Raw genomic sequence first — 19,777 nt, 5'->3', positions numbered from 1 at the left:
TCGCCGCGAGCGGGCGACGTGGACGGCACCTGGCAGCGGCTGGTCCGGTTCCGCCCGGTCGGAAGCAGGCGACGGCCTTACCGCCAGCCGTGCGGTTGCCTGCTCCAGCAACCGCCGCCGTGCGGCCTGTTGCTCGGCCGTCTCGGCGGCCGCTGCAGCGTTGAGCGCCGCCTGTCGCCGCTGCTCGGACCATCGTGTGAGCGGCCATCTTCTGCGCCGTTGGGGCACGAAACCCGCCTCCTCGATCGACTGTGGCGGGGCGCATCCGACGGTGCGGGTACGGGGCGCCCGCCCTCACGCCGATCGTCACCGGCGGATCACAGCCGGAGAAGGGGTGCGGTGTCCGCGCCGCCCGGAGACTGTCCGCGGACAGGCGCAGGCAGGTCAGGACTGGGCGGGCCGAAACGTCTCGTAGGCGTCGCGTAGGTCGCGGCCCTCACGCACACCGGAAAGCCGGACCCGGCCGACGACTTCACGTGCACGCCACCAGCTCGACGGCGCGATCCGCCCGGACGCGATCGCCTCGGCGGCGACAGTCGCGGCCTCGTCCGGCCGGTCGGCGGCGACCAATGCCAAGCCGAGATCCAGCCGGGCCGTCGCCACGCGACGCGGGCGGCCACCGGCAACCTCCAGCTCGGCGATGACTTCGCGGGCGAGTCCTTCGGCGGCGGGATCGCCGGACCACGCGAGCGTCGTCGCCGCGTACGAGCGGGCCTTGCCAGGGTCGTACTGGAAATGGTGTTCGGGGTGATCCGGCGCCGGACGGCTGTCCGCCATGCGCTCCACTCGGTCCAGCGTTCGGCGGGTCTGCTCACGGTCGCCGAGTCGCGCCCACGCCCGCCCTTCCTGAGCGGTCGCCTGGACCAGCGCTGATCCACCGCGTGGCGCGACCGCCTGGGCGTGCTGGGCCAATTGCACCGCAGTGCGGAAGTCGCCAGAGGTCAACACGTGCCAGGCTCGGGTTTCGAGGCACCATGCGGCGATCTCCGAGTGACCGGCCTGCCCGGCAAACTGCTCGGCGGTCAGCAGGAAGGCATGTGCGGCCGGGTCCTGTCGCAGGTCGACGTGCACGGTCGCCCGCAGCAGTGCCAGCCAGCCGCCCACGACCAACAGCCGCCGGTGCTGTTCGAGGGTCTTCCTCGCGTCGAGCAGCGATGCGACATAGCCGAGGTGGCGGTGGACACGGACGAGCAGCTGATCAGGCGGCGTGGCCGCATAGGCCATGGCGAGTTCGTCCGCGGCCTGTTCGAGTCGGTCGAGAGTCTCACTGCCGAGATCGGACGCGGATACCCGCCGGGCCAGTTCGACGGCCTCGACCTCGGCAGCGTCGGTGGGCTCGGACTCGGCGGCCATGGCTGCGGTTAGCCGCCCGGCGGCGCCGAGCACCTGGTCGAGGCTGCGGGCCACGCGCATCGTGGGACCACGGCGGCCGGTCTCCAGGTCGTGTACGTGTGACTTGCCGACGTGGGCCATGGCGGCGAGTTCCCGCACCGACATACCCCGCGCAGTGCGCAGCCGGCGCAGCATCTCGGCGAACTCCGACAGCATCCGATCACCACGTCCCAAGGGGTAGAGGCTCGACTGCGCGAGCAACGCTACCCGGTCGACGTTCAGCCGTCAGGACAAGCGCAGGCGGGCGGGACGGCGACACACGCCGCCCCGCCCGCCTGTGCTACGGCGTGACCTTGCCCGTCAGGGTGCCGAGCGGAATCGGGTCGCCGAACTCGCGGGGTAGCAGTCCCGCCGCGAACTCGACATGCTCCTCGGGCTCCTTCGTGGCGTCCTTGACCGTCGGCACGGTGAGTTCCGCCGAGGTCACCCCGGCGTCGAGCACCACGTACGGCTGCAGCTGCGTACCCGACAGCGGCCGCGACGGCTCCGGCTCCTCGCCCGAGTTGGTGATGAACCACTCCGAGTCGACGTCCGTGCTGGACAGTTCCGCACCGGCCGCCGGGGGCCTCGGCACGAACTGCACGAACAGCGGACTGTCGGCCGGGGCCGACGAGGTGATCTTCCAGGACAGCGTGCCGCCCTCGGCCACCTTGTCGCGCACCGGCTTCACGGTGACCTTCGGCTGCGGATCGTCGTCGCGGACCTTCAGCGCGCCGACGTACCCGCCGACCACCAGCCCGCGTACCGCCTTGGCGTTCAGGGTGTGTTCGCGATCCTCGCCGTACCGGGTGTTGCCCTTGACCTTGATCGGGACCCGGATGCTGCGGGTGCCGGGCTTGACCTTCGCCACCCAGGAGGTCGGCTTATAGGTGAGCGGGTCGGTGAGGAACAGCCGCACCGCGCCGGAGCCGCGCCCGGACACCCGCACCGGGATCGTGTACGTCCTGCTGCCCTTGTCACCCTCCTTCACCGTCAGCGAACCCAGGTCGACGCGCGGCAGCGCCGCCGGGCGCGGCGCGGGTGAGCCCGGCCGCCACGCCCACGCGTCCACCAGGAACGCCGCGCCGGAGCCCTGCTTGGGGGTCAGGTGCAGCGCCGCGACGTCGCGCACCCCGGCCGGGACCGCCACCCTGACCTCCCGGCCCCAGTAGGCGGCCGAGGAGTCCGAACCGGGCAGCCCGTCCACCGTGACCGTGCCCAGCTCCGTACGCTTGCCCGCCCGGTCCGTCACCGCCACCGCGAACGGCGTCCCGGTGGTGTTGGGCGCGACCACGATCCGCAACGCGAGCTGCCGTGCGCCGCCGAGCGACACCGGACGCGCGGGCCGTACCGTCGCCTGCCTGCCCGGCGCCGACCAGTCCAGCCGGACCGCGTACCGGCCCGCCTCGGGCACCACGAACGGCACGAAGTGCGGCGACGTGGCCGAGACGGTCTGCGGGTCCAGGCAGGCGTCCGCGGCCTCGTCGGTCGACTGCGCGCACACCCGGGCACCGCTGACCTTCGTCTTCTCCTCCGGCACCAGCACCGGGGTGCGGGCCCCGCCGAGCGCGTGGGTGAACACCCGCGCCGGGTCGGCCGACGGCGCCCGCAGCCCGGAGCCGTCGAGCAGCGGCCGGACCCGGTCGTCGCCCGTCACGAACAGCCGCGCGGCGGCCGCAAGGTACGTCGCCCCGACGGTCTGCTCCTGCCCGGCGGTCAACCGGGTCGGCTTTCCGGCCGAGCACAGCGGGTCGTCCTCGGTGGAGTAGTCGTCCCACGCGGGGGCGGCCGCCTGGCCGGGAGTCCACTCGGTGTTGAAGAAGTTGTGGTTGGCGCCGACGACGTACACGGCGCTGTGCAGGGCCCGGCCGCCGCCGACCCCGCGCGTGGCGTCCACGTACATCTGGCCCTGCAGGTCGGAGACGTCGCCGTCGCAGCCCGGCAGGATCGTGGCCGACGGCACGTCCGGGGTGGGATTCTGCCCGAAGATGGTGGGGCCGATGAGCAGCGTGCCGCGGATCGTCCAGCGCACCTTGCCGGGGTATCCGTCGCGGGCCGCCGGGGGCGGGGACAGGCTGTCCAGGGCGGCCCGATTGACCCCCTCGCCGCCGCGCGAGTGGCCCATGAGCAGGACCTTCGACAGGTCGGCGGGCGGCGCGGAGCGCACGACCGCGGGGGCCTTCCCGCGGCCGCCGCCCGCCCAGTCCGCCCAGTGGGCCAGGTGCAGCCGGACCAGCGAGGACCGGGCCTGGGCGCCGCCGTCCTCGGCCGCCCAGTCCTGGCCGTTGACGCCGTTGGCCGAGATGGACACGGTCACGTAGCCCTGCGAGGCCAGCAGCTTCTGCGCCTGCAGGTAGCCGCGGTGGCTGGGGATCGACTCGGTGCCGGCGGGGCACGGCCAGTCGCCGCTCACCTTGTCCTCGTCCTTGCCCTGGAAGCAGGTGTAGTGGCGCCCGTGCAGCAGCAGCGCCAGCGGGCGCCTACCGGGCGCGCCCTTGGGGGCCACCACCACCGCCCGCATCTCCACCTTCTCCCGGAAGTCGGGCAGCTTCACGCCGGGCAGGTCGTACTCGCCGGTGACCGTCGCGTACGGACCCGGGCGGCCCGGGTCGACCGCGGCGGCCGGGCCCGGCGGCAGTTGCCGCGGGGGTGGGGCGCTGCGGTTGCGCAGCCGGGACTCGGGCGCCGCCGCGTCGAGCCGCCGGCCACCCGAGCGGACCTGCAGGCCGTCCAGGCCCGGGACGGCACCGACGTCGAGCGTGAACGTACGGTCGCCCCGGTGCGGCCGGGCCCGCCCCAGCAGCCGGTCGCCGGAGTAGAACTCGACGGCCGCGTCACCCATCGGCACCCGCCGAGGTGCCTGCCAGGTCAGCCTGCCGTCCTCGAAGGACCACCCGGACGGCAGGTGCGCCGCCGTGGGGGGCTCGGGTGGGTCCGCCCACGCCTGCGCCCCCGTGCCCAGCACCAGCACCGCCGCCAGCCCGGCGGTCACGATCGTTCTCCGCATTATCGCCTCTCTTCTATACACACGCCCTCGTGTGTAGTCGAGGCGGGCAAACCGGTCGACAGTCCTCTAACCACGCACGCCCCCGGCCGATAACCGGCCGGGGGCGCGCGACGATACGTGGCTTCAGTCGTTGGCGTGCAGGGCCGTGTTCAGCTCGATGCCGGTGCCCTTGCGGGGGCGGGCCTCCAGCGCACCCGACTGCGAGTTGCGCCAGAACAGCAGGTTGTCCAACCCGGACAGCTCCCGGGCCTTCACGATCCGGCCGTCGGGCAGCGCGATCTTCGACGCTGCGGTGATGTAGCAGCCCGCCTCGACCACGCAGTCGTCGCCCAGCGAGATGCCCACCCCGGCGTTCGCGCCGAGCAGGCTGCGCTCACCGATGCGGATCTTGTCCTTGCCGCCCCCGGACAGGGTGCCCATGATCGAGCTGCCGCCGCCGATGTCGGAGCCGTCGCCCACCACCACGCCCTGCACGATGCGGCCCTCGACCATCGAGGTGCCCAGCGTGCCCGCGTTGAAGTTCACGAACCCCTCGTGCATCACGGTCGTGCCCGACGCCAGGTGCGCGCCCAGGCGAACCCGGTCCGCGTCGGCGATGCGCACCCCGGAGGGCACCACGTAGTCGGTCATCCGGGGGAACTTGTCGACCCCGTACACCGACAGGTGGCGGCCCGCCGCGCGCTCGATGAGGCGCAGCTCCTCCACCCGGTCGGCCGGGCACGGCCCCGCCGAGGTCCAGGCCACGTTCGCCAGGGCGCCGAAGATGCCGTCCAGATTCTGCTCGTTGGGCCGCACCAGGCGGTGCGACAGCAGGTGCAACCTCAGGTACGCGTCGGAAGCTCCCTTGATCGGGTCGGCCAGCGAACCGACTGTGACCCGTACCTCAACGGTCGACACCCCCGGCAGCAACCGGGGGCCGGTCAGGCCCGCGGGCAGCGCGGGCGCGTTGGCGGGCTCGCCGCCCAGGCCGAGGAAGCCGGGCGGGAACCAGGTGTCCAGCACCTGGCCCTCGGCGGTGACGGTGGCGAGGCCGATGCCCCAGGCAGGCGAGGTGGAGATGTCCGTGTGCACGAGGCGCACCCTACTAAAGGCCGGCTCCGACCTGGCACGGCCCGGTGGATTCACCACCGGCCGGTATCGTGCCGCGTATGGCGAACCCGCTCAGCCCCGACGTCCTGGTCGACCCGGTCGTGCTCACCCGGGCCCTGGTCGACATCGAGTCGGTCTCCCGCAACGAGAAGGTCATCGCCGACTGTGTCGAGGAGGTGCTGCGGCAGGCGCCGCACCTGCACACCGAGCGGCACGGCCACACGTTGATGGCGCGCACCGACCTGGGCCGCAAGCGGCGGATCGTGCTGGCCGGGCACCTCGACACGGTCCCGCTCAACAACAACTTCCCGTCGACTGTGGTCGACGATCTCATCTACGGCTGCGGCACCTCGGACATGAAGTCCGGCGTCGCGCTGGCCCTGCACCTGGCCGCCACCCTGCCCGACCCCTGCTACGACATCACCTACCTCTTCTACGAGGCCGAGGAGATCGAGGCGAGGTACAACGGCCTCAACCTGGTCTCCGAGGCCCACCCGGAGTGGCTGGCCGCGGACTTCGCGGTGCTGCTGGAACCGACGTACGGGGTGGTGGAGGCCGGGTGCCAGGGCACCCTGCGGGCGCGGATCCGGACCACGGGGCGGCGGGCGCACACCGCGCGCTCCTGGCGGGGGGTCAACGCGATCCACGCGGCGGGCGAGGTGCTGCGGCGGCTCGAGGACTATCGCCCGCGCACGGTCACCATCGATGGATGTACGTACCGTGAAGGGCTGAACGCCGTCCGGATCGCGGGCGGCGTGGCGGGCAACGTGGTTCCCGACGAGTGCAGCGTCGAGGTCAACCTGCGCTTCGCGCCCGACCGTACGGAAAAGCAGGCTCTGGAACACATACACGAGGTGTTCGAGGGCTACGACGTCGAGCAGACCGACTCGGCCCCGGGCGCGCTGCCCGGCCTGGCCGCCGCACCGGCCCGCGAGTTCCTGGCCGCGGTCGGCGCCGAACCGGCCGCCAAGCTGGGCTGGACGGACGTGGCCCGCTTCGCCGCCCTCGGGGTGCCCGCGCTCAACTACGGGCCGGGTGATCCGCTGCTGGCCCACGCGCCGGACGAGCACGTGGAGATCGGCAAGATCCGCGACGGCGCGGCGACCCTGCACCGCTGGCTCGCCCCCCGGTAGGCGGCTGGCCCCGGACACAGGCCGGCCCGCTGGTCGGTGTCAGGGGCGCGGGATGCGCACCCGGCCGATCGCGCGCTGCGGAATCTCCAACGTGGCGTCCGGGTCGACCGCGACGGTCCCCGGCCGCTGCGCGAACGCCATCCGCCGTTCCTCGACCACCAGGCGGATGCGCCGCTGCATGCGGCGCTGCATCTTCGCGCGCTCGTAACGGATCACGGTGGCTCCCTCTGCCCGGATGCCCGACCGCGGTCGGGGCGCCGTGGCTGCCGTGGGGTTCGTGACTGTACAGACGCCGCAGAGCTACCGTCCGTTGCTTCAATCTGGCAAAAAGCCTTCGGCGCCGCAATCGTCTTGTCGAAACCCGCCCGGTTATTCACCGGTCCTGACCGTCCGAACTACGGTGGGTGCCATGACGGACAGCACAGACGGGCGGCGGGGGACGCCTCCGGAGCGTCACCGGGGTGCCGTGACACTGCGGCGCGAGTCGATCCCCCCGAGCACCGCCGACGAGAAACTGCTCGACTCGCACCACCGCAGCGAATGGAAGACCAAGGACGCCTGGCGCGCGCTGCGCATCCTGTCCGAGTTCGTCGAGGGCTTCGACACCCTGGCCGACCTGCCCCCGGCCGTGAGCGTCTTCGGCTCCGCCCGCAGCAAACCCGACAGCCCCGAATGCGAGCTCGCCGCCGATCTGGGCGCGGCCCTCGCCGAGGCCGGGTACGCGGTGATCACCGGTGGCGGCCCCGGCGTGATGGAGGCCGCGAACCGGGGCGCCACCGAGGCCGGCGGGATGTCCGTGGGCCTGGGCATCGAACTGCCCTTCGAGCAGGGCCTCAACGACTGGGTCGACATCGGCATCGACTTCCGCTACTTCTTCGTCCGCAAGACCATGTTCGTCAAGTACGCCCAGGCGTTCGTCGTGCTGCCCGGCGGCTTCGGCACGCTCGACGAGCTGTTCGAGGCCATCACGCTGGTGCAGACCAAGAAGGTGACCCGGTTCCCGGTCATCCTCATGGGCCGCGACTACTGGAGCGGGCTGATCGACTGGCTGCGCGCCGGGCCGCAGGCAGACGGCAAACTCGGCCCGCACGACCTGGACCTGCTGCAGGTCACCGACGACGTCGACGAGGCGGTCCAGTTCATCGTGGAAGCCGACGCCGCGCTGTCCGGAACCCAGTGACGTGGCCGCCATCTGCGTCTTCTGTGCCTCCTCGACCAGCCTCGACCAGCGCTGGCTCGACCTCGCCCGCGACACCGGCCGGGAACTCGCCCGCCGTGGCCACGGCCTGGTCTCCGGCGGCGGCTGCGTCGGCATGATGGGCGCCGTCGCCGACGGGGCCCGCGACGGCGGGGCGCACACCCTCGGCGTGATCCCGCAGGCCCTGATGGACCGCGAGGTGGCCGACGTCGCCGCCGACGAGCTGATCGTCACCGGCGACATGGGCGCCCGGAAGAACCTGATGATCGAACGGTCGGACGCGTTCCTCACCCTGCCCGGCGGCCTCGGCACCCTCGACGAACTCTTCGAGGTCTGGACGACGGCCACCCTCGGCCTGCACCGCAAACCGATCGTGCTGCTCGACCCGGAGGGCTTCTACGAGGGCCTGATGAACTGGCTGGCCGGGCTCGCCGGAACGGAGTTCATGCGCTGGGCCGCCCTGAAACAGATCACGGTGGCCGACTCTATCCCCGCCGCCCTCGACGCGATCGAGGCGGCCATCGCCTGAACGGTCGGGCTGACCGGGGGCGGCGTCGTACCCGCGTGGTCTCATTGACGCCGTGAGCACCCAGGCGTCGGTCCCGGGCGCCGCCGTCCGCGCCCGCGTCGGTGGTGGCGCGGTGCGCCGCCCTGCGTACCGGCTGGTCCGGCGTCCCGCCGTGGCGCCGGCGCCGCTGCGGGACGACCCGTCGCAGGGGCGGATCGTCGCGCACACCAGCGGGCCGCTGCTCGTCGTCGGCGGCCCCGGGACGGGCAAGACCACGGCGCTGGTGGAGGCCGTCGCGGCCCGCGTCGCCGAGGGCGTCGACCCCGAGCGGATCCTCGTACTCACCTTCGGTCGGCGCGCCTCGGCGGCGCTGCGCGACCGCATCGAGGCGCGCATCGCGCGGGTGCCCGGGCGCATCCTGCACGAGCCGCTGGTGCGCACCTTCCACGCGTACGCGTTCGGCCTGCTCCGCCGCGCCGCCGCCGAACGCGGCGAACCCTCACCCCGGCTGCTCACCGGCCCCGAGCAGGACCTCATCATCCGTGAGCTGCTGGCCGCCGTGGGTGACGAGGAGGCGCCCGACGACGTGCGCTGGCCGCCCGCGCTGCGGCCCGCGCTGCCCACCCGGGCGTTCGCCCAGCAACTGCGCGACCTCATGCAGCGCGCCGCCGAGCGGGGCGTCGGCCCGGTCGAGCTGGCCCGGCTCGGCGAACGCCTGGGGCGCGACGACTGGCCCGCCGCCGCCCGCTTCCTGCGGCAGTACGTGGCCGTGCTCGCGTTGCGCGACGTCACCACGCGCGGCTCGACCGCGTACGACCCGGCCGAGCTGGTCCGCGCCGCGTCCGGGCTGCTGGCCGACGACCCGGCCCTGCTGGCCACCGAGCGCCGCCGCCTCGCGTACGTGTACGTCGACGAGCTCGCCGAGACCGACCCCGCCCAGATCGAGCTGCTGGCCCAGGTCGCGGGCGGCGGCAAGCCGCTGGTCGCGTTCGGCGACCCCGACTCCTCGGTGTACGGCTTCCGGGGCGCCGACCCCGGCGTCGTGGCCGCCTTCCCGGACCGGTTCGTGAGCGCCGCGGGCGCCGCCGCCGGGACCGTCACGTTGCACACCAGCTACCGGGCGGCCCCCGAACTGCTGACGGCCACCGGCCGGGTGGCGCGCCGGATGCGCGGGCCGATCCGCCACCGCCCGCTGTTCCCGCCCACCGGCGACGAGGCGGAGACGGCCGGTACCGGGCCGGAGCCGGGGGCGGTGGTGCGGACGTTCCGGTCGCCGACCGCCGAGAGCGCGTACGTCGCCCACGTGCTGCGCGAGGCGCACCTGCTGCACGGCGTCCCGTGGTCGCGGATGGCCGTACTGTTGCGCTCCACGTCGCTGCAACTGCCCCCGCTGCAACGCGCCCTCGCCGCGGCGGGGGTGCCGACCGTGACCCACGCCGAGGATCTGCCGCTGCACCTGCAGCCCGCGGTCGCCCCGTTCCTGCTGCTGCTGCGCTGCGCGCTGGAGCCCGCCGCCCTGGACGAGGAGGCCGCGGTCGCGCTGCTGCACTCGCCGCTGGGCGGGGCCGATCCGCTGGCCGAACGCCGGCTCCGCCAGGGGCTGCGGGCGCTGGCCCTGGCCGCGGGCGACCGGCGACCCTCGGGCGACCTGCTGCTGGACGCCGTACGCGATCCGGCGGCCCTGGACGTGGTCGACCGGCGCTGGGCCGTTCCGGCGCAGAACGTCGCCCGGCTGCTGGCCACCGCCCGGGAGGCCGCCGCGGCGCCCGGCGCGAGCGCGGAGCAGGTGTTGTGGTCGGTGTGGCAGGCCAGCGGCCTGGCCGAACGCTGGTCCGCGCTGAGCGCCCGCACGGCACCCCCCGCGCCGGAAGGGGCCGCGGCCGCGTGGGGCGGGGAGGGGGAGCAGGCGCGGCAGTGGCGTGCGGCGGCCGCCGACCGGGATCTCGACGCGATGGTCGTGCTGTTCGACGCGGCCGCCCGGTTCTCCGACCGGCTGCCCGGCGCCCGCACCGAGATCTTCCTCGACCACGTGCTCGGCCAGGAGCTGCCGGCCGACTCGATCGCGCCCAGCGGCGACCGTGGCGACGCGGTACGCCTGCTCACCGCGCATGCGGCCAAGGGCCTGGAGTGGGACGTGGTCGTCCTGGCCGGTGTGCAGGAGGGCATCTGGCCCGATCTGCGGCTGCGCGGCAGCCTGCTCGGCTCGGAGCGGTTCGTCGACGTCCTCGCGGGGCGGGCGGTCGCCGGTGCCGCCGCCGTGGCGGGCCAGACCTCGGCGCTGCTGGACGAGGAACGGCGACTGTTCTATGTGGCCGCCACCCGGGCGCGGCGGCGGCTCGTGGTGACCGCCGTGGCGTCCGCCGGTGTGGGCGGCTCCGACGGGGAGGAACAGCCCAGCCGCTTCCTGTCCGAGCTGGCGCTGCCCGACGACCGTGGCGACGCCGCCCCGCCTCCCCCCGACACCCCGCCGCCCCCACCCGACATCTCGTCGCCCCCACCCGACACCCTGTCTCGCCCCGACATCCCGGCGCGCTCGACCGGCCCCGCTGGGTCCGCCGGATCTTGGTCAGTTTCGGCCCCCGGAGGGGCTGTTTCCGACCAAGATCCAGCGTTCACGCGCGCTGACGGGGACGGCGAGGTGGTGCCGATGGGGCGGGCGCCGCGGGCGCTCACCCTGGCGGCGCTGGTGGCGGAGCTGCGTACCGTCGTCGTGGCGGCCGGGTCGACCCCGGCCCGGCGGCAGGCCGCGGCCGCCGAGTTGGCGCGCCTGGCCCGCGCCGGAGTGCCCGGCGCGCATCCCGACCAGTGGTGGGGGCTGCGTCCGCTCTCGGACGACCGGCCGCTGGTCGACGAGGGCCGCCCGGTGAAGGTCACGCCGTCCGCGATGGACAGCGCGCTGCGGTGCAGCCTGCGCTGGCTGCTGGAACGCCACGGCGGTGCGGCGCCGCCCGGTCCGGCCCAAGGGGTCGGCAACCTGGTGCACGCGGCCGCGATGCTGGCCGAGGACGCCAACGCGGAGCGGGAGAAACTCGTCGAGTACGTCGCCGCGCGCTTCGACGCGATCGAGTTGGCCGCGCGCTGGCTGGCCGGTCCGGAACAGGAACGCGCGCAGGCCATGGTCGACAAGCTGCTGCGCTGGCTGGCCCGCAACCCGCGCCGCCTGCTGGCGATCGAGCACGAGTTCACGGTCCGGCTGGACGACCCGACCCGGCCGATCCAGCTCACCGGGCGAGTGGACCGGCTGGAGGTCGACGAGCGCGGCCGGCTGGTGGTGATCGACCTCAAGACGGGCAAGTCGACCGCGGTCACGGCGTCCGACGTGGACGAGCACGCGCAGCTCGCCGGGTACCAGGCGGCGGTGGACGCGGGGGCGTTCGCCGACTACGGGTCCGAGAGCGGCGGGGCGGCGCTGGTGCAGCTCGGCCCCGGCAAGGAGGCCCGCGAGCAGATGCAGGCCCCGCTGGCGGAGGCCGAGGACCCGGACTGGGCATACGCGATGGTCCGGCGTACCGCGGACACGATGGCAGCGGCGACGTTCTCCGCCGTGGTCAACGCGAAGTGCCGGGTGTGCCCGGTGCGCACCGCCTGCCCCGTCTCCGGCAAGGGACGCCAGGTGGTGGAGCCCCCGCCGGAGGCGGCGACGTGACGCGGCCGCGCCAATCGTCGGCCCGGCCGGGGCGGGAACCGGGCCTGCTCCCCGAGGTGCCGCCCCGGCGGCCGCGGCAGGCCGACTCCGGTCCCCGGTTCACGCCGCTGGAACTCGCCCGGCTGCTGCGGCTGCACCCGCCCACCCCCGAGCAGGCCGAGATCATCGCGGCGCCCGTCGAACCGGTGCTGGTGGTCGCGGGCGCCGGATCCGGCAAGACCGAGACGATGGCGTCGCGGGTGGTCTGGCTCGTCGCCAACTCGTACGCCCACCCGGACGAGATCCTCGGCCTGACCTTCACCCGCAAGGCGGCCGGGGAGCTGGCGCACCGCATCCGTACCCGGCTCGGGCAACTGGTGCGGCGGCTCGGCCGCGACGAGGCGTTCACGGGCGAGGCGACCGTCGCGACGTACCACTCGTACGCGGCGCGGGTGGTCACCGAGCATGGCCTGCGCGCCGGGTACGAGCCGTCGGCGCGGCTGCTCACCGAGGCCGCCCGCTGGCAGATCGTCGACTCGCTGGTGCGCACGTACACCGGGGAGATGACCGGGCTCAACCGGGCGCCGGGCACGGTGACCGACGATGTGCTCGCGCTCGCCGGGGAACTGGCCGAACACCTGGTCACCGCCGACGAGCTGGAGGAGTGGACGCAGGGGTTCGTCGCCGAGGTGCAGGGGCTGCCCGGGCGGGTCTACCGGGACGTGGCGGAGATGCTGCAGCGGCAGGGGCAGCGACTCACGCTGCTGCCGCTGGTCCGGGCGTACGAGCAGCGCAAGCTGGACCTCGCGGCGTTGGACTTCGGTGACCAGATGGCCCGCGCCGCGCGGGTCGCCCGCGACCATCCCGAGGTGGGCGAGATCGAGCGCGGCCGGTACCGGATCGTCCTGCTCGACGAGTACCAGGACACCAGCCACGCCCAGGTGGTGATGCTGAACGCGCTGTTCGGCGGCGGCCACCCGGTCACCGCGGTCGGCGACCCCTGCCAGTCCATCTACGGCTGGCGGGGCGCGTCCGCGGGCACCCTGGACCGTTTCCCCACCGAGTTCACCGGGCCCGGCGGACGGCCCGCCGGGGTGCTCAACCTGACCCGCAGCTTCCGCAACCGGCCGGAGATCCTGCGGGTGGCCAACGCCCTGTCCACGCCGCTACGGGCGGCGGGCGCGCGCGTCGCCGAGCTGGTTCCGGCGCCCCGGGTGGCCGCGCGGGTCGGCGGCCGTACCGTGGCCTGCGCGCTGCTGCCCACGTACGCCGACGAGGCCGCCTGGATCGCCGACGGTGTGCTGGCCGCGTGGCGTGCCGCGGCCGGGATGCCGGAGTCGCACGCGGCCGAGATCCCCCTCGAACGGCGCCCGACCAGCGCGGTGCTGGTGCGCGTGCGCAGCCAGATCCCCGTCATCGAGGAGGCGTTGCGCGCCCGTGGGCTGCCGGTCGACGTGGTCGGCCTCGGTGGCCTGCTGGACACCCCCGAGGTACGCGACGTGGTCTGCACGCTGCGGGTGCTGGCCGACCCGACGGACGGCGCCTCGCTGCTGCGCCTGCTCACCGGCGCGCGGTGGCGGATCGGGCCGCGTGACCTCGTGGCCCTGCACCGGCGCTCGCGGGCGATCGCCGCCGCCCGGGCCACGGCCGCGACGGGACCGCGCCCGGACGGGGAGCGGCCCGAGGACGTGGTGGCCGACCGGCTCGACGACGCCACCCTGGTCGAGGCGATGGCGGATCTGGGCGCGCCGGAACAGTACTCGCCGGACGGGTACGCCCGGCTGCGCGCGTACAGCTGGGAGCTCAGCGAGCTGCGGCACCGCCTCGACCAGCCCCTGCCCGACCTGGTCGCCGACATCGAACGGACCATCGGGCTGGACGTGGAGGTCGCCGTGCGCGGCTGGGCGGCGGGGGACGCCGGGCTGGCTCGCGGGCACCTCGACGCGCTCGGCGACGTGGCCGCCCGGTACGCCGCGGAGACCGACGGCGGCACGATCGCCGGGTTCCTGGCGTTCCTGGCCGCGGCCGAGGAGGAGGAGCGCGGGCTGACCCCGGGCCAGGTCGACGTGGTCGAGGGCGCGGTACAGATCCTCACCGCCCACGCCGCGAAGGGACTGGAGTGGGACGTCGTCGCCGTCGCCGGGCTGACCAAGGAGACCTGGCCCGGCACGATCCGTGGCTCCGACCACTACCTGCGCGGCATCGGGGTGCTGCCGTTCCCGCTGCGCGGCGACGCCGACGGCCTGCCGCGGCTGGACCTGGCGGCGGCGGGTGATCAGAAGGAGGCGATGGCGGCGCTGACCGAGTTCGGCCGGTCCTGGCGCGAGCACGACGAGCGGGAGGAGCGCAGGCTCGCGTACGTGGCGATCACCCGGCCCCGCCGCCTGCTGCTCTGTTCCGGCTTCTGGTGGGGTGACGGGGTGAAACGGCCGCGTGGCCCGTCGGTGTTCCTGGAGGAGATTCGGGACGCCTGCGAGAGCGGCGCCGGGGTGGTCGACGCCTGGGCGCCGCAGCCGGTCGGCGACGCGGAGAATCCGCAGGGGCGGCTCGTCGCCACGGCCGAGTGGCCCGCCGACCCGCTGGGTGCCCGGCGGCCCGCGATGGCAGCGGCGGCCGACCTGATCCGCCGCCTCATCGCCGACCCGGGTTCATCGCCCCGGCCGGAGTTCGCCGGTCCGGGTTCATCGCCCGGGACGGAGTTCGCGGGGCCGGAGCCAGCGGCGGTGACGGCGCAGGCGGATCGCGTGGACGGGCCCGAGACGGAACCGGCGGATCCGGAGGTCGCGCGGTGGCGGCGCGAGGCGGATCTGCTGCTGGCCGAGCAGGCGGCCCAGGAGCACCGGGAGGGCCCGCTTGAAGTCGCCGTGCCGACCCATTTGTCGGTTTCCCAGCTGGTCGTGCTGCGCCGGGACCCGCAGGCGCTCGCCCGTTCACTGCGCCGCCCGATGCCGCAGCGCCCCACCCCCTACGCGCGCCGCGGTACGGCGTTCCACGCCTGGTTGGAGCAGCGGTTCGGTTCCGTGCGGCTGCTCGAGGTCGACGAGCTGCCGGGCGCGGCCGACGACGACGCGGCGGCCGACGAGGAACTGGCCGCGCTGCAGGCGGCGTTCCTGGCCTCGGAGTGGGCACTCCGTACTCCGGTCGAGGTGGAGGTGCCGTTCGCCACGACGGTCTCGGGAGTAGTGGTCCGGGGCCGGATGGACGCCGTGTTCGCCGATCCGGGTGGCCGCTACGACGTGATCGACTGGAAGACCGGGCGGCCCCCGTCCCCCCCGGGAGCCGCGGCTGCGGCGGTGCAGCTGGCCGCGTACCGCATCGCCTGGGCGGCGCTGGCCGGGGTGCCGGTGTCGCGGGTCCGGGCGGGCTTCCACTACGTCCGCGACGGGGTGACCGCGCGCCCGGCCGATCTACCCGACGCCACGGCCCTCGCCGCGCTGATCGGCGACCTCCCCGAGGCCGGAACCTGAGTGGTGGGCTCTCGGCCTGTTACCGCAGCGGTATGCGCTGGCGGGAGGTGGCCGCTCAGCTGGGTTTGGGGGCGTCGCGGTAGCGGCGGGTGCCTTGGTGGGGTGGTGGGTTGTTGATGACGCGGTCGCGGCCGGCGTGTTTGGCGGCGTAGAGGTTGCGGTCGGCGTCGGCGAGCATGCCGGCCTGGGTGGGATCCGGTGCGGTGGCCGTCGTGGTCGAGCCCATGCTGACGGTGACGGGTAGGTCTCCGGTGATGGGTTGCCAGTGGTGGTTGCGGATGGCCAGGCGCAGGGTGTCGAGGTGGGCCGCCGCGGCGGCAGGGTTCGCGTCGGGAAGGACGAGCAGGAATTCCTCGCCGCCCATGCGGGCGATGAAACCGACGTCGGTGATCTCGGCGAGTGCGTCGCGCAGGATGGTGGCCACGGTCGTGAGTACCTGGTCGCCGGCGTCGTGCGAGAGGGTGTCGTTGATGCGTTTGAAGTGGTCCAGGTCGGCCAGGGCGACGGTCAGGTTCGCCCCGCGGGTGCGGGCCTCGTTGATCATGCCGGGCAGGTGTTCATCGACGTAGCGGCGGTTGCGCAGCCCGGTGAGGGGATCGGTGCGGGCCTGGTCGCGGAACTGGGCGGCCTGGGTGCGTGCCTCGGCGGTTTCGAACATGGCCTGGCGGGTGCGGGCCTGGGCTTCCTGTTGGGCGCAGCGCAGCTTGTCCGAAGCGTCGAGGAAGTCTTTGAGGACGTCGTAGGCGCGGACGTGGTCGCCCGTGGCGGCGTGCAGTTCGGCCTGCTCGCGCAGGATCTGGGCGGCGAGGTCGGCGAGGTCGTGTTCGGCGCAGATGGTGCTGCTGCGGTTCAGGCTCTGCTGAGCCAGGCGCGTCTTGCCTAGGTGCCGTTGCGCCTTGGCGAGGGTGAGCAGGAACGCCGCGTGCCCGTAATGATCAGCGGTGCCGGATTCTTCGTGTAACTGAAGGCAGCTCTGCATCGTCTGTTCGGCATCGGCGTACCGGCCGAGGGCGATCTGCACCGCGGCGAGGGTGTCGATTTCCTCCAGGTGCAGCATGGCCAGGTCGAACGCGATGCCCGCAGGGGTGACGGCGGCCATCAGCCGCTCCAGGGTCTCCGATGCCCCCTGCGGGTTTCCGGCCTCGAGCTCGGTGTACGCGCGGTCGTTGAGCGCCATCCGGAGCCAGCTCAGATCACCCATGTCGGTGGCGAACTGCTCGGCCTGCTGGACCCGCTGCAGGGATTCGGCGTGGGAGCCGACGGCGGCCAGGGCCGCTCCGAACCGCAGCAGGCACCCCACCCGGATACCTGGCGGGGTGTCGTCGGTGAGCAGCTCCGCCGCGCTGACGGCGTGCGTGAGCATGGTCGGCGCGTCGCCGAGCTCGGTATGCAGCGTGCCGAGCACGGAATGACTGCGGATCAGCAGTTGTCGGCGATCGTTCTCCACCGCCCACTGATGGACTTCCTGAGCGGTCCGGGCCATCTCGGCCAGGTCGCCGTTCAGCCGCCCGCGCAGATACGCGGCAAGGAGGCGGGCACGCTGCCACAACTCGATGTCGCCGAGCTCGGCGGCCTCCCGTGCGATCTCGGTGGGACGAGCCCTCCGCGCGACTTCCAGCTCGTGGAACGGCACGGTCTCCATGGCGATCAGTTCGGTGAGCAGCTGTTGCGCCCGCTCGCCGGCCGAGGTCTGTACCTCGCCGGGGGTCAGCATGTCACCGCTCACATCTGTTAGATATCGGCTGTCGCGCCCTGTCGCTGAATGCTGTGGCCGACTCGCCAGCACCCAGATTCTGTCGCTGCTGGGCTGCCAGAAGGCAGGAGATTCGGCCCCTCCGGCCCGGCGCGGCGGCTTGCCCGGCGGCCATTTCGAGTTCTTGGGCAAGTCGCTCGGAGATCGCCATCTGGCCGCCGTAGCCGTGCTAGGCTGCGAGCGTTGTCAGTTTTGGTTTGCCAGGTACTCAGGAGCGCCTGTGGGGTCCTGCCCCAGGCGCTCTTTGTCGTAACCCGGGTTTCTCCGGTACGGGCGATCAGCACGACGACACGAGATCCGCAGGACGCGGTTCTTACTACTTCGCTCCCGTCCAGCCTGGCGCGGAGCGATCGACCGTCGAGGAGACGAAAATGGTTACCGGCGTTGTGAAGTGGTTCAACGCGGACAAGGGCTTCGGGTTCATCACCCCGGACGACGGCGGCGCTGACGTCTTCGCCCACTTCTCCGCAATCCAGACCTCGGGGTACCGCACCCTGGACGAGAACCAGCGGGTCGAGTTCGAGGTGACCCAGGGCCAGAAGGGCCCGCAGGCCGCCAACATCCGGCCGCTCTGATCTCAGATTCGCGCTGACGCACCGGCGTCGGTCCTCCGGGCCGGCGCCGGTGCCGTCAGAGTCCTGGCCGTGGTGACACCAGACCGGCCAGGCTGATGGAAGAAGCACTCGGCGCCCACCGCCGCCCGGGAGGCGGTGGGCGCGATCGCCTCAGTGGGTGGGTGCGTGCGGCGGCTGCGGGGCGGTGCCGCCCAGGTGGGCGGGCTGCCACCAGGTGTCGTCGGGGCCGGAGGGCTGCTCCGGGTACGCCCGCTGCACCTTGTCCAGCAGCGCCCCGAGGCGGGTTCGCAGCTCGGCCGTGGTCGCCTCGGTGTCCGGGCGGGTGGGCACCGGCTCACCGACCGCGATGAGTACGGGCACGTGCCGCTTGGTGAGCTGGCGCGGTCGACCCTTCGTCCACAGCCGGTGCGGGCCCCACACCGCCATCGGAACCAGCGGCACCCCGGCGTCGTGGGCCAGCCGGGCCGCGCCGGACTTCAACTGCTTGACCGTGAAAGACTCGCTGATGGTCGCTTCCGGGAACACCCCGATCACCTCCCCGGACGCCAGGGCCCGGGTCGCCTCCTTGAACGCCCCGCCGCCCGCGCCGCGATCGACCGGGATGTGGTGCATGCCGCGCATGAGCGGCCCGCTGATCTTGTGGTCGAAGACGGACTTCTTCGCCATGAACCGCACCAGCCGCTTGGACGGTTGCGCGGCCAGCCCGCAGAAGATGAAGTCCAGATAGCTGACGTGGGCGCTGGCCAGGACCGCCCCGCCGGTCGCCGGGACGTGGTGCGCGCCCTCGACGACGATCCGCAGATCCAACGCGCGGAACATCGCCCTCGCGAGCCCGATGATCGGGGGGTACACGATCTCCATGTCGCAACCGTAGCGGCGCCGCCCGAACCTTTGCATGGAACGTGCAACCCGACGGACCGTACTCGCGTCTTATGGACGACAGGTCTTGTCGGGGAGGCGAGGGATGGACCGCAGGTACACCCGCGCGGCGCGCAGCGAGTTCGCGCTCGTGTTCTACCTGGCCGCGGCGGGTATCGCCGTGGTACTCGTGGTGGCGTTCGCGCCCTGGTACGACCCGGTGGTGACCGGCGCCCTCACCCCGTGACCTCGCTGACGCCGTGACCCACCCGTACCTCAAGTGGTGTTCACTGGAATTCATGTCGGACCCCGTCGCGCCCCGCCCGACCGGCTCCTGGGGCTCCGGCATGGTCACCGCGATCGGCGTGCCCCCACCCAAGCCCCCGCCACCGGGCGCCCCGCCCACCGGGCCCGGGCCGGACGGCCCGCGCCGCCGGCGGCGGCAGCTGATGCTGTTCGGCGGCCTCGCCGCCGCGATCCTCGCGGTCGGCCTGACCGTCATCCTGGTGCTGGCGCTGTCCGGCGGCGGCGACTCGCTCGGGCGCCGGGCCGACAAGCCCACCGACGTACGTCCCCCGCTGGCCCAGGCATGCCCCGCGCCGACCGTGGTGCCGAGCGAGGCACCGACACCGCCCGCGGCCCCGCCGGTGCCGGGCCCGCGCACCGTCGACGACCACGCGGGCATCTCGTACCGGGCGTACGGGGCGCCGTGGCAGCGGTGGGACGAGGTGTGGCGGGCCGGGACGCTGCGCGTGCAGTACCGGGTGGGGCAGCACTTCATCACGGAGAACTACCCGGGCGGGCAGTACCACGCCTCGATCCTGTCGGCGGCGGTGCCGGCCGCGGACAACGACGCGGTGACGCTGGACCTGCAGTGCGTGGGCCGCCAGGTGGTGTCGGACGTACGCGCCGAGTACTACCCGCAGCCCAACACGTTGGACCGGCTGCGCGACGAGCTCACCACCCTGGGCGGGCGGCCCGCCTGGGTCAGCGAGTTCCGGCTGCACTTCCAGGAGCCCGGCCTGTCGGCCACCGACGAGCTGTCGGCGGTCGCGGTGATCGACGTGGGCCGCCCCGCCGCCGCGGTGCTGTACGTGTCCATTCCCGGCACCCACCGGCAGTTCGACCACGTGGTCGACGAAGTGCTCGCGTCGGTGCGCCCGGTGTGACCGCACCCGGTGACCCGCGCGCTA

14 protein-coding genes are annotated in these 19,777 nt (G+C 73.5%); 8 read left to right on the top strand and 6 right to left on the bottom strand.

The window, feature by feature from the left end; translation table 11 throughout:
• Positions 1-384: 384 nt before the first annotated feature.
• The 3 genes from EV385_RS09255 to dapD all read right to left on the bottom strand — a co-directional run bounded on the left by EV385_RS09255 (position 385) and on the right by dapD (position 5,449).
• Positions 385-1,548 (bottom strand): helix-turn-helix transcriptional regulator, encoded by a 1,164-nt coding sequence (locus EV385_RS09255; RefSeq protein WP_423203029.1) that lies wholly within the window; start codon positions 1,546-1,548, stop codon positions 385-387.
• Positions 1,549-1,672: 124 nt separating this feature from the next.
• Positions 1,673-4,378, bottom strand: coding sequence for an alpha/beta hydrolase (locus EV385_RS09250; protein WP_130509096.1), 2,706 nt, complete (start codon positions 4,376-4,378; stop codon positions 1,673-1,675).
• A 123-nt stretch (positions 4,379-4,501) separates the two neighbouring features.
• Positions 4,502-5,449, bottom strand: a complete 948-nt coding sequence (dapD, locus tag EV385_RS09245; RefSeq protein WP_207229785.1) for a 2,3,4,5-tetrahydropyridine-2,6-dicarboxylate N-succinyltransferase — start codon at positions 5,447-5,449, stop codon at positions 4,502-4,504.
• A 77-nt stretch (positions 5,450-5,526) separates the two neighbouring features.
• Between dapD and dapE the strand changes: the two genes are divergently transcribed.
• Positions 5,527-6,600 carry a succinyl-diaminopimelate desuccinylase gene (gene dapE, locus EV385_RS09240; protein ID WP_130509095.1) on the top strand — a complete coding sequence of 358 codons (1,074 nt, stop codon included), beginning with the start codon at positions 5,527-5,529 and terminating at the stop codon, positions 6,598-6,600.
• Positions 6,601-6,639: 39 nt separating this feature from the next.
• Here dapE and EV385_RS33830 read toward each other — a convergent pair whose 3' ends face one another.
• Positions 6,640-6,816 (bottom strand): hypothetical protein, encoded by a 177-nt coding sequence (locus EV385_RS33830; protein WP_165449330.1) that lies wholly within the window; start codon positions 6,814-6,816, stop codon positions 6,640-6,642.
• A 193-nt stretch (positions 6,817-7,009) separates the two neighbouring features.
• On the opposite strand from EV385_RS33830, the gene EV385_RS09235 reads away from it, so the two are divergent.
• The 4 genes from EV385_RS09235 (at position 7,010) to EV385_RS09220 (ending at position 15,398) form a co-directional block, all read left to right on the top strand.
• Positions 7,010-7,780: an LOG family protein gene (locus tag EV385_RS09235; protein ID WP_130509094.1), complete on the top strand. Its 771-nt coding sequence runs from the start codon at positions 7,010-7,012 to the stop codon at positions 7,778-7,780.
• Position 7,781: 1 nt separating this feature from the next.
• Positions 7,782-8,327 carry an LOG family protein gene (locus tag EV385_RS09230; protein ID WP_130509093.1) on the top strand — a complete coding sequence of 182 codons (546 nt, stop codon included), beginning with the start codon at positions 7,782-7,784 and terminating at the stop codon, positions 8,325-8,327.
• Between the two features lie 112 nt (positions 8,328-8,439).
• Positions 8,440-11,952 carry an ATP-dependent helicase gene (locus EV385_RS09225; protein ID WP_130513179.1) on the top strand — a complete coding sequence of 1,171 codons (3,513 nt, stop codon included), beginning with the start codon at positions 8,440-8,442 and terminating at the stop codon, positions 11,950-11,952.
• Positions 11,949-15,398, top strand: coding sequence for an ATP-dependent helicase (locus tag EV385_RS09220; protein ID WP_423203028.1), 3,450 nt, complete (start codon positions 11,949-11,951; stop codon positions 15,396-15,398). Before EV385_RS09225 ends, EV385_RS09220 begins: the two co-directional genes overlap by 4 nt.
• A 55-nt stretch (positions 15,399-15,453) precedes the next feature.
• Here EV385_RS09220 and EV385_RS09215 read toward each other — a convergent pair whose 3' ends face one another.
• Positions 15,454-17,124, bottom strand: coding sequence for a GGDEF domain-containing protein (locus EV385_RS09215; protein WP_130509092.1), 1,671 nt, complete (start codon positions 17,122-17,124; stop codon positions 15,454-15,456).
• A 398-nt stretch (positions 17,125-17,522) separates the two neighbouring features.
• On the opposite strand from EV385_RS09215, the gene cspE reads away from it, so the two are divergent.
• Positions 17,523-17,726 (top strand): transcription antiterminator/RNA stability regulator CspE, encoded by a 204-nt coding sequence (cspE, locus tag EV385_RS09210; RefSeq protein WP_130509091.1) that lies wholly within the window; start codon positions 17,523-17,525, stop codon positions 17,724-17,726.
• 150 nt (positions 17,727-17,876) lie between these two features.
• Here the strand turns inward: cspE and EV385_RS09205 are convergent, their stop codons facing one another.
• Positions 17,877-18,587, bottom strand: coding sequence for a lysophospholipid acyltransferase family protein (locus tag EV385_RS09205; protein ID WP_130509090.1), 711 nt, complete (start codon positions 18,585-18,587; stop codon positions 17,877-17,879).
• Between the two features lie 103 nt (positions 18,588-18,690).
• Here EV385_RS09205 and EV385_RS33825 point away from each other — a divergent pair, with 103 nt between their 5' ends.
• Together EV385_RS33825 and EV385_RS09200 are read left to right on the top strand one after the other, a co-directional pair.
• Entirely contained in the window at positions 18,691-18,831 is a 141-nt protein-coding gene (locus tag EV385_RS33825; protein ID WP_165449427.1) for a hypothetical protein, read from the top strand.
• 52 nt (positions 18,832-18,883) lie between these two features.
• A complete protein-coding gene (locus tag EV385_RS09200) occupies positions 18,884-19,753 on the top strand; it encodes a hypothetical protein (protein WP_130509089.1) in 870 nt (289 codons plus the stop codon).
• The last annotated feature ends 24 nt before the right edge of the window (positions 19,754-19,777 follow it).

The organism is Krasilnikovia cinnamomea, from assembly GCF_004217545.1.
Taxonomy (GTDB): Bacteria; Actinomycetota; Actinomycetes; order Mycobacteriales; family Micromonosporaceae; genus Actinoplanes; species Actinoplanes cinnamomeus.
This window is presented reverse-complemented; position numbering and strand designations above follow the sequence as displayed.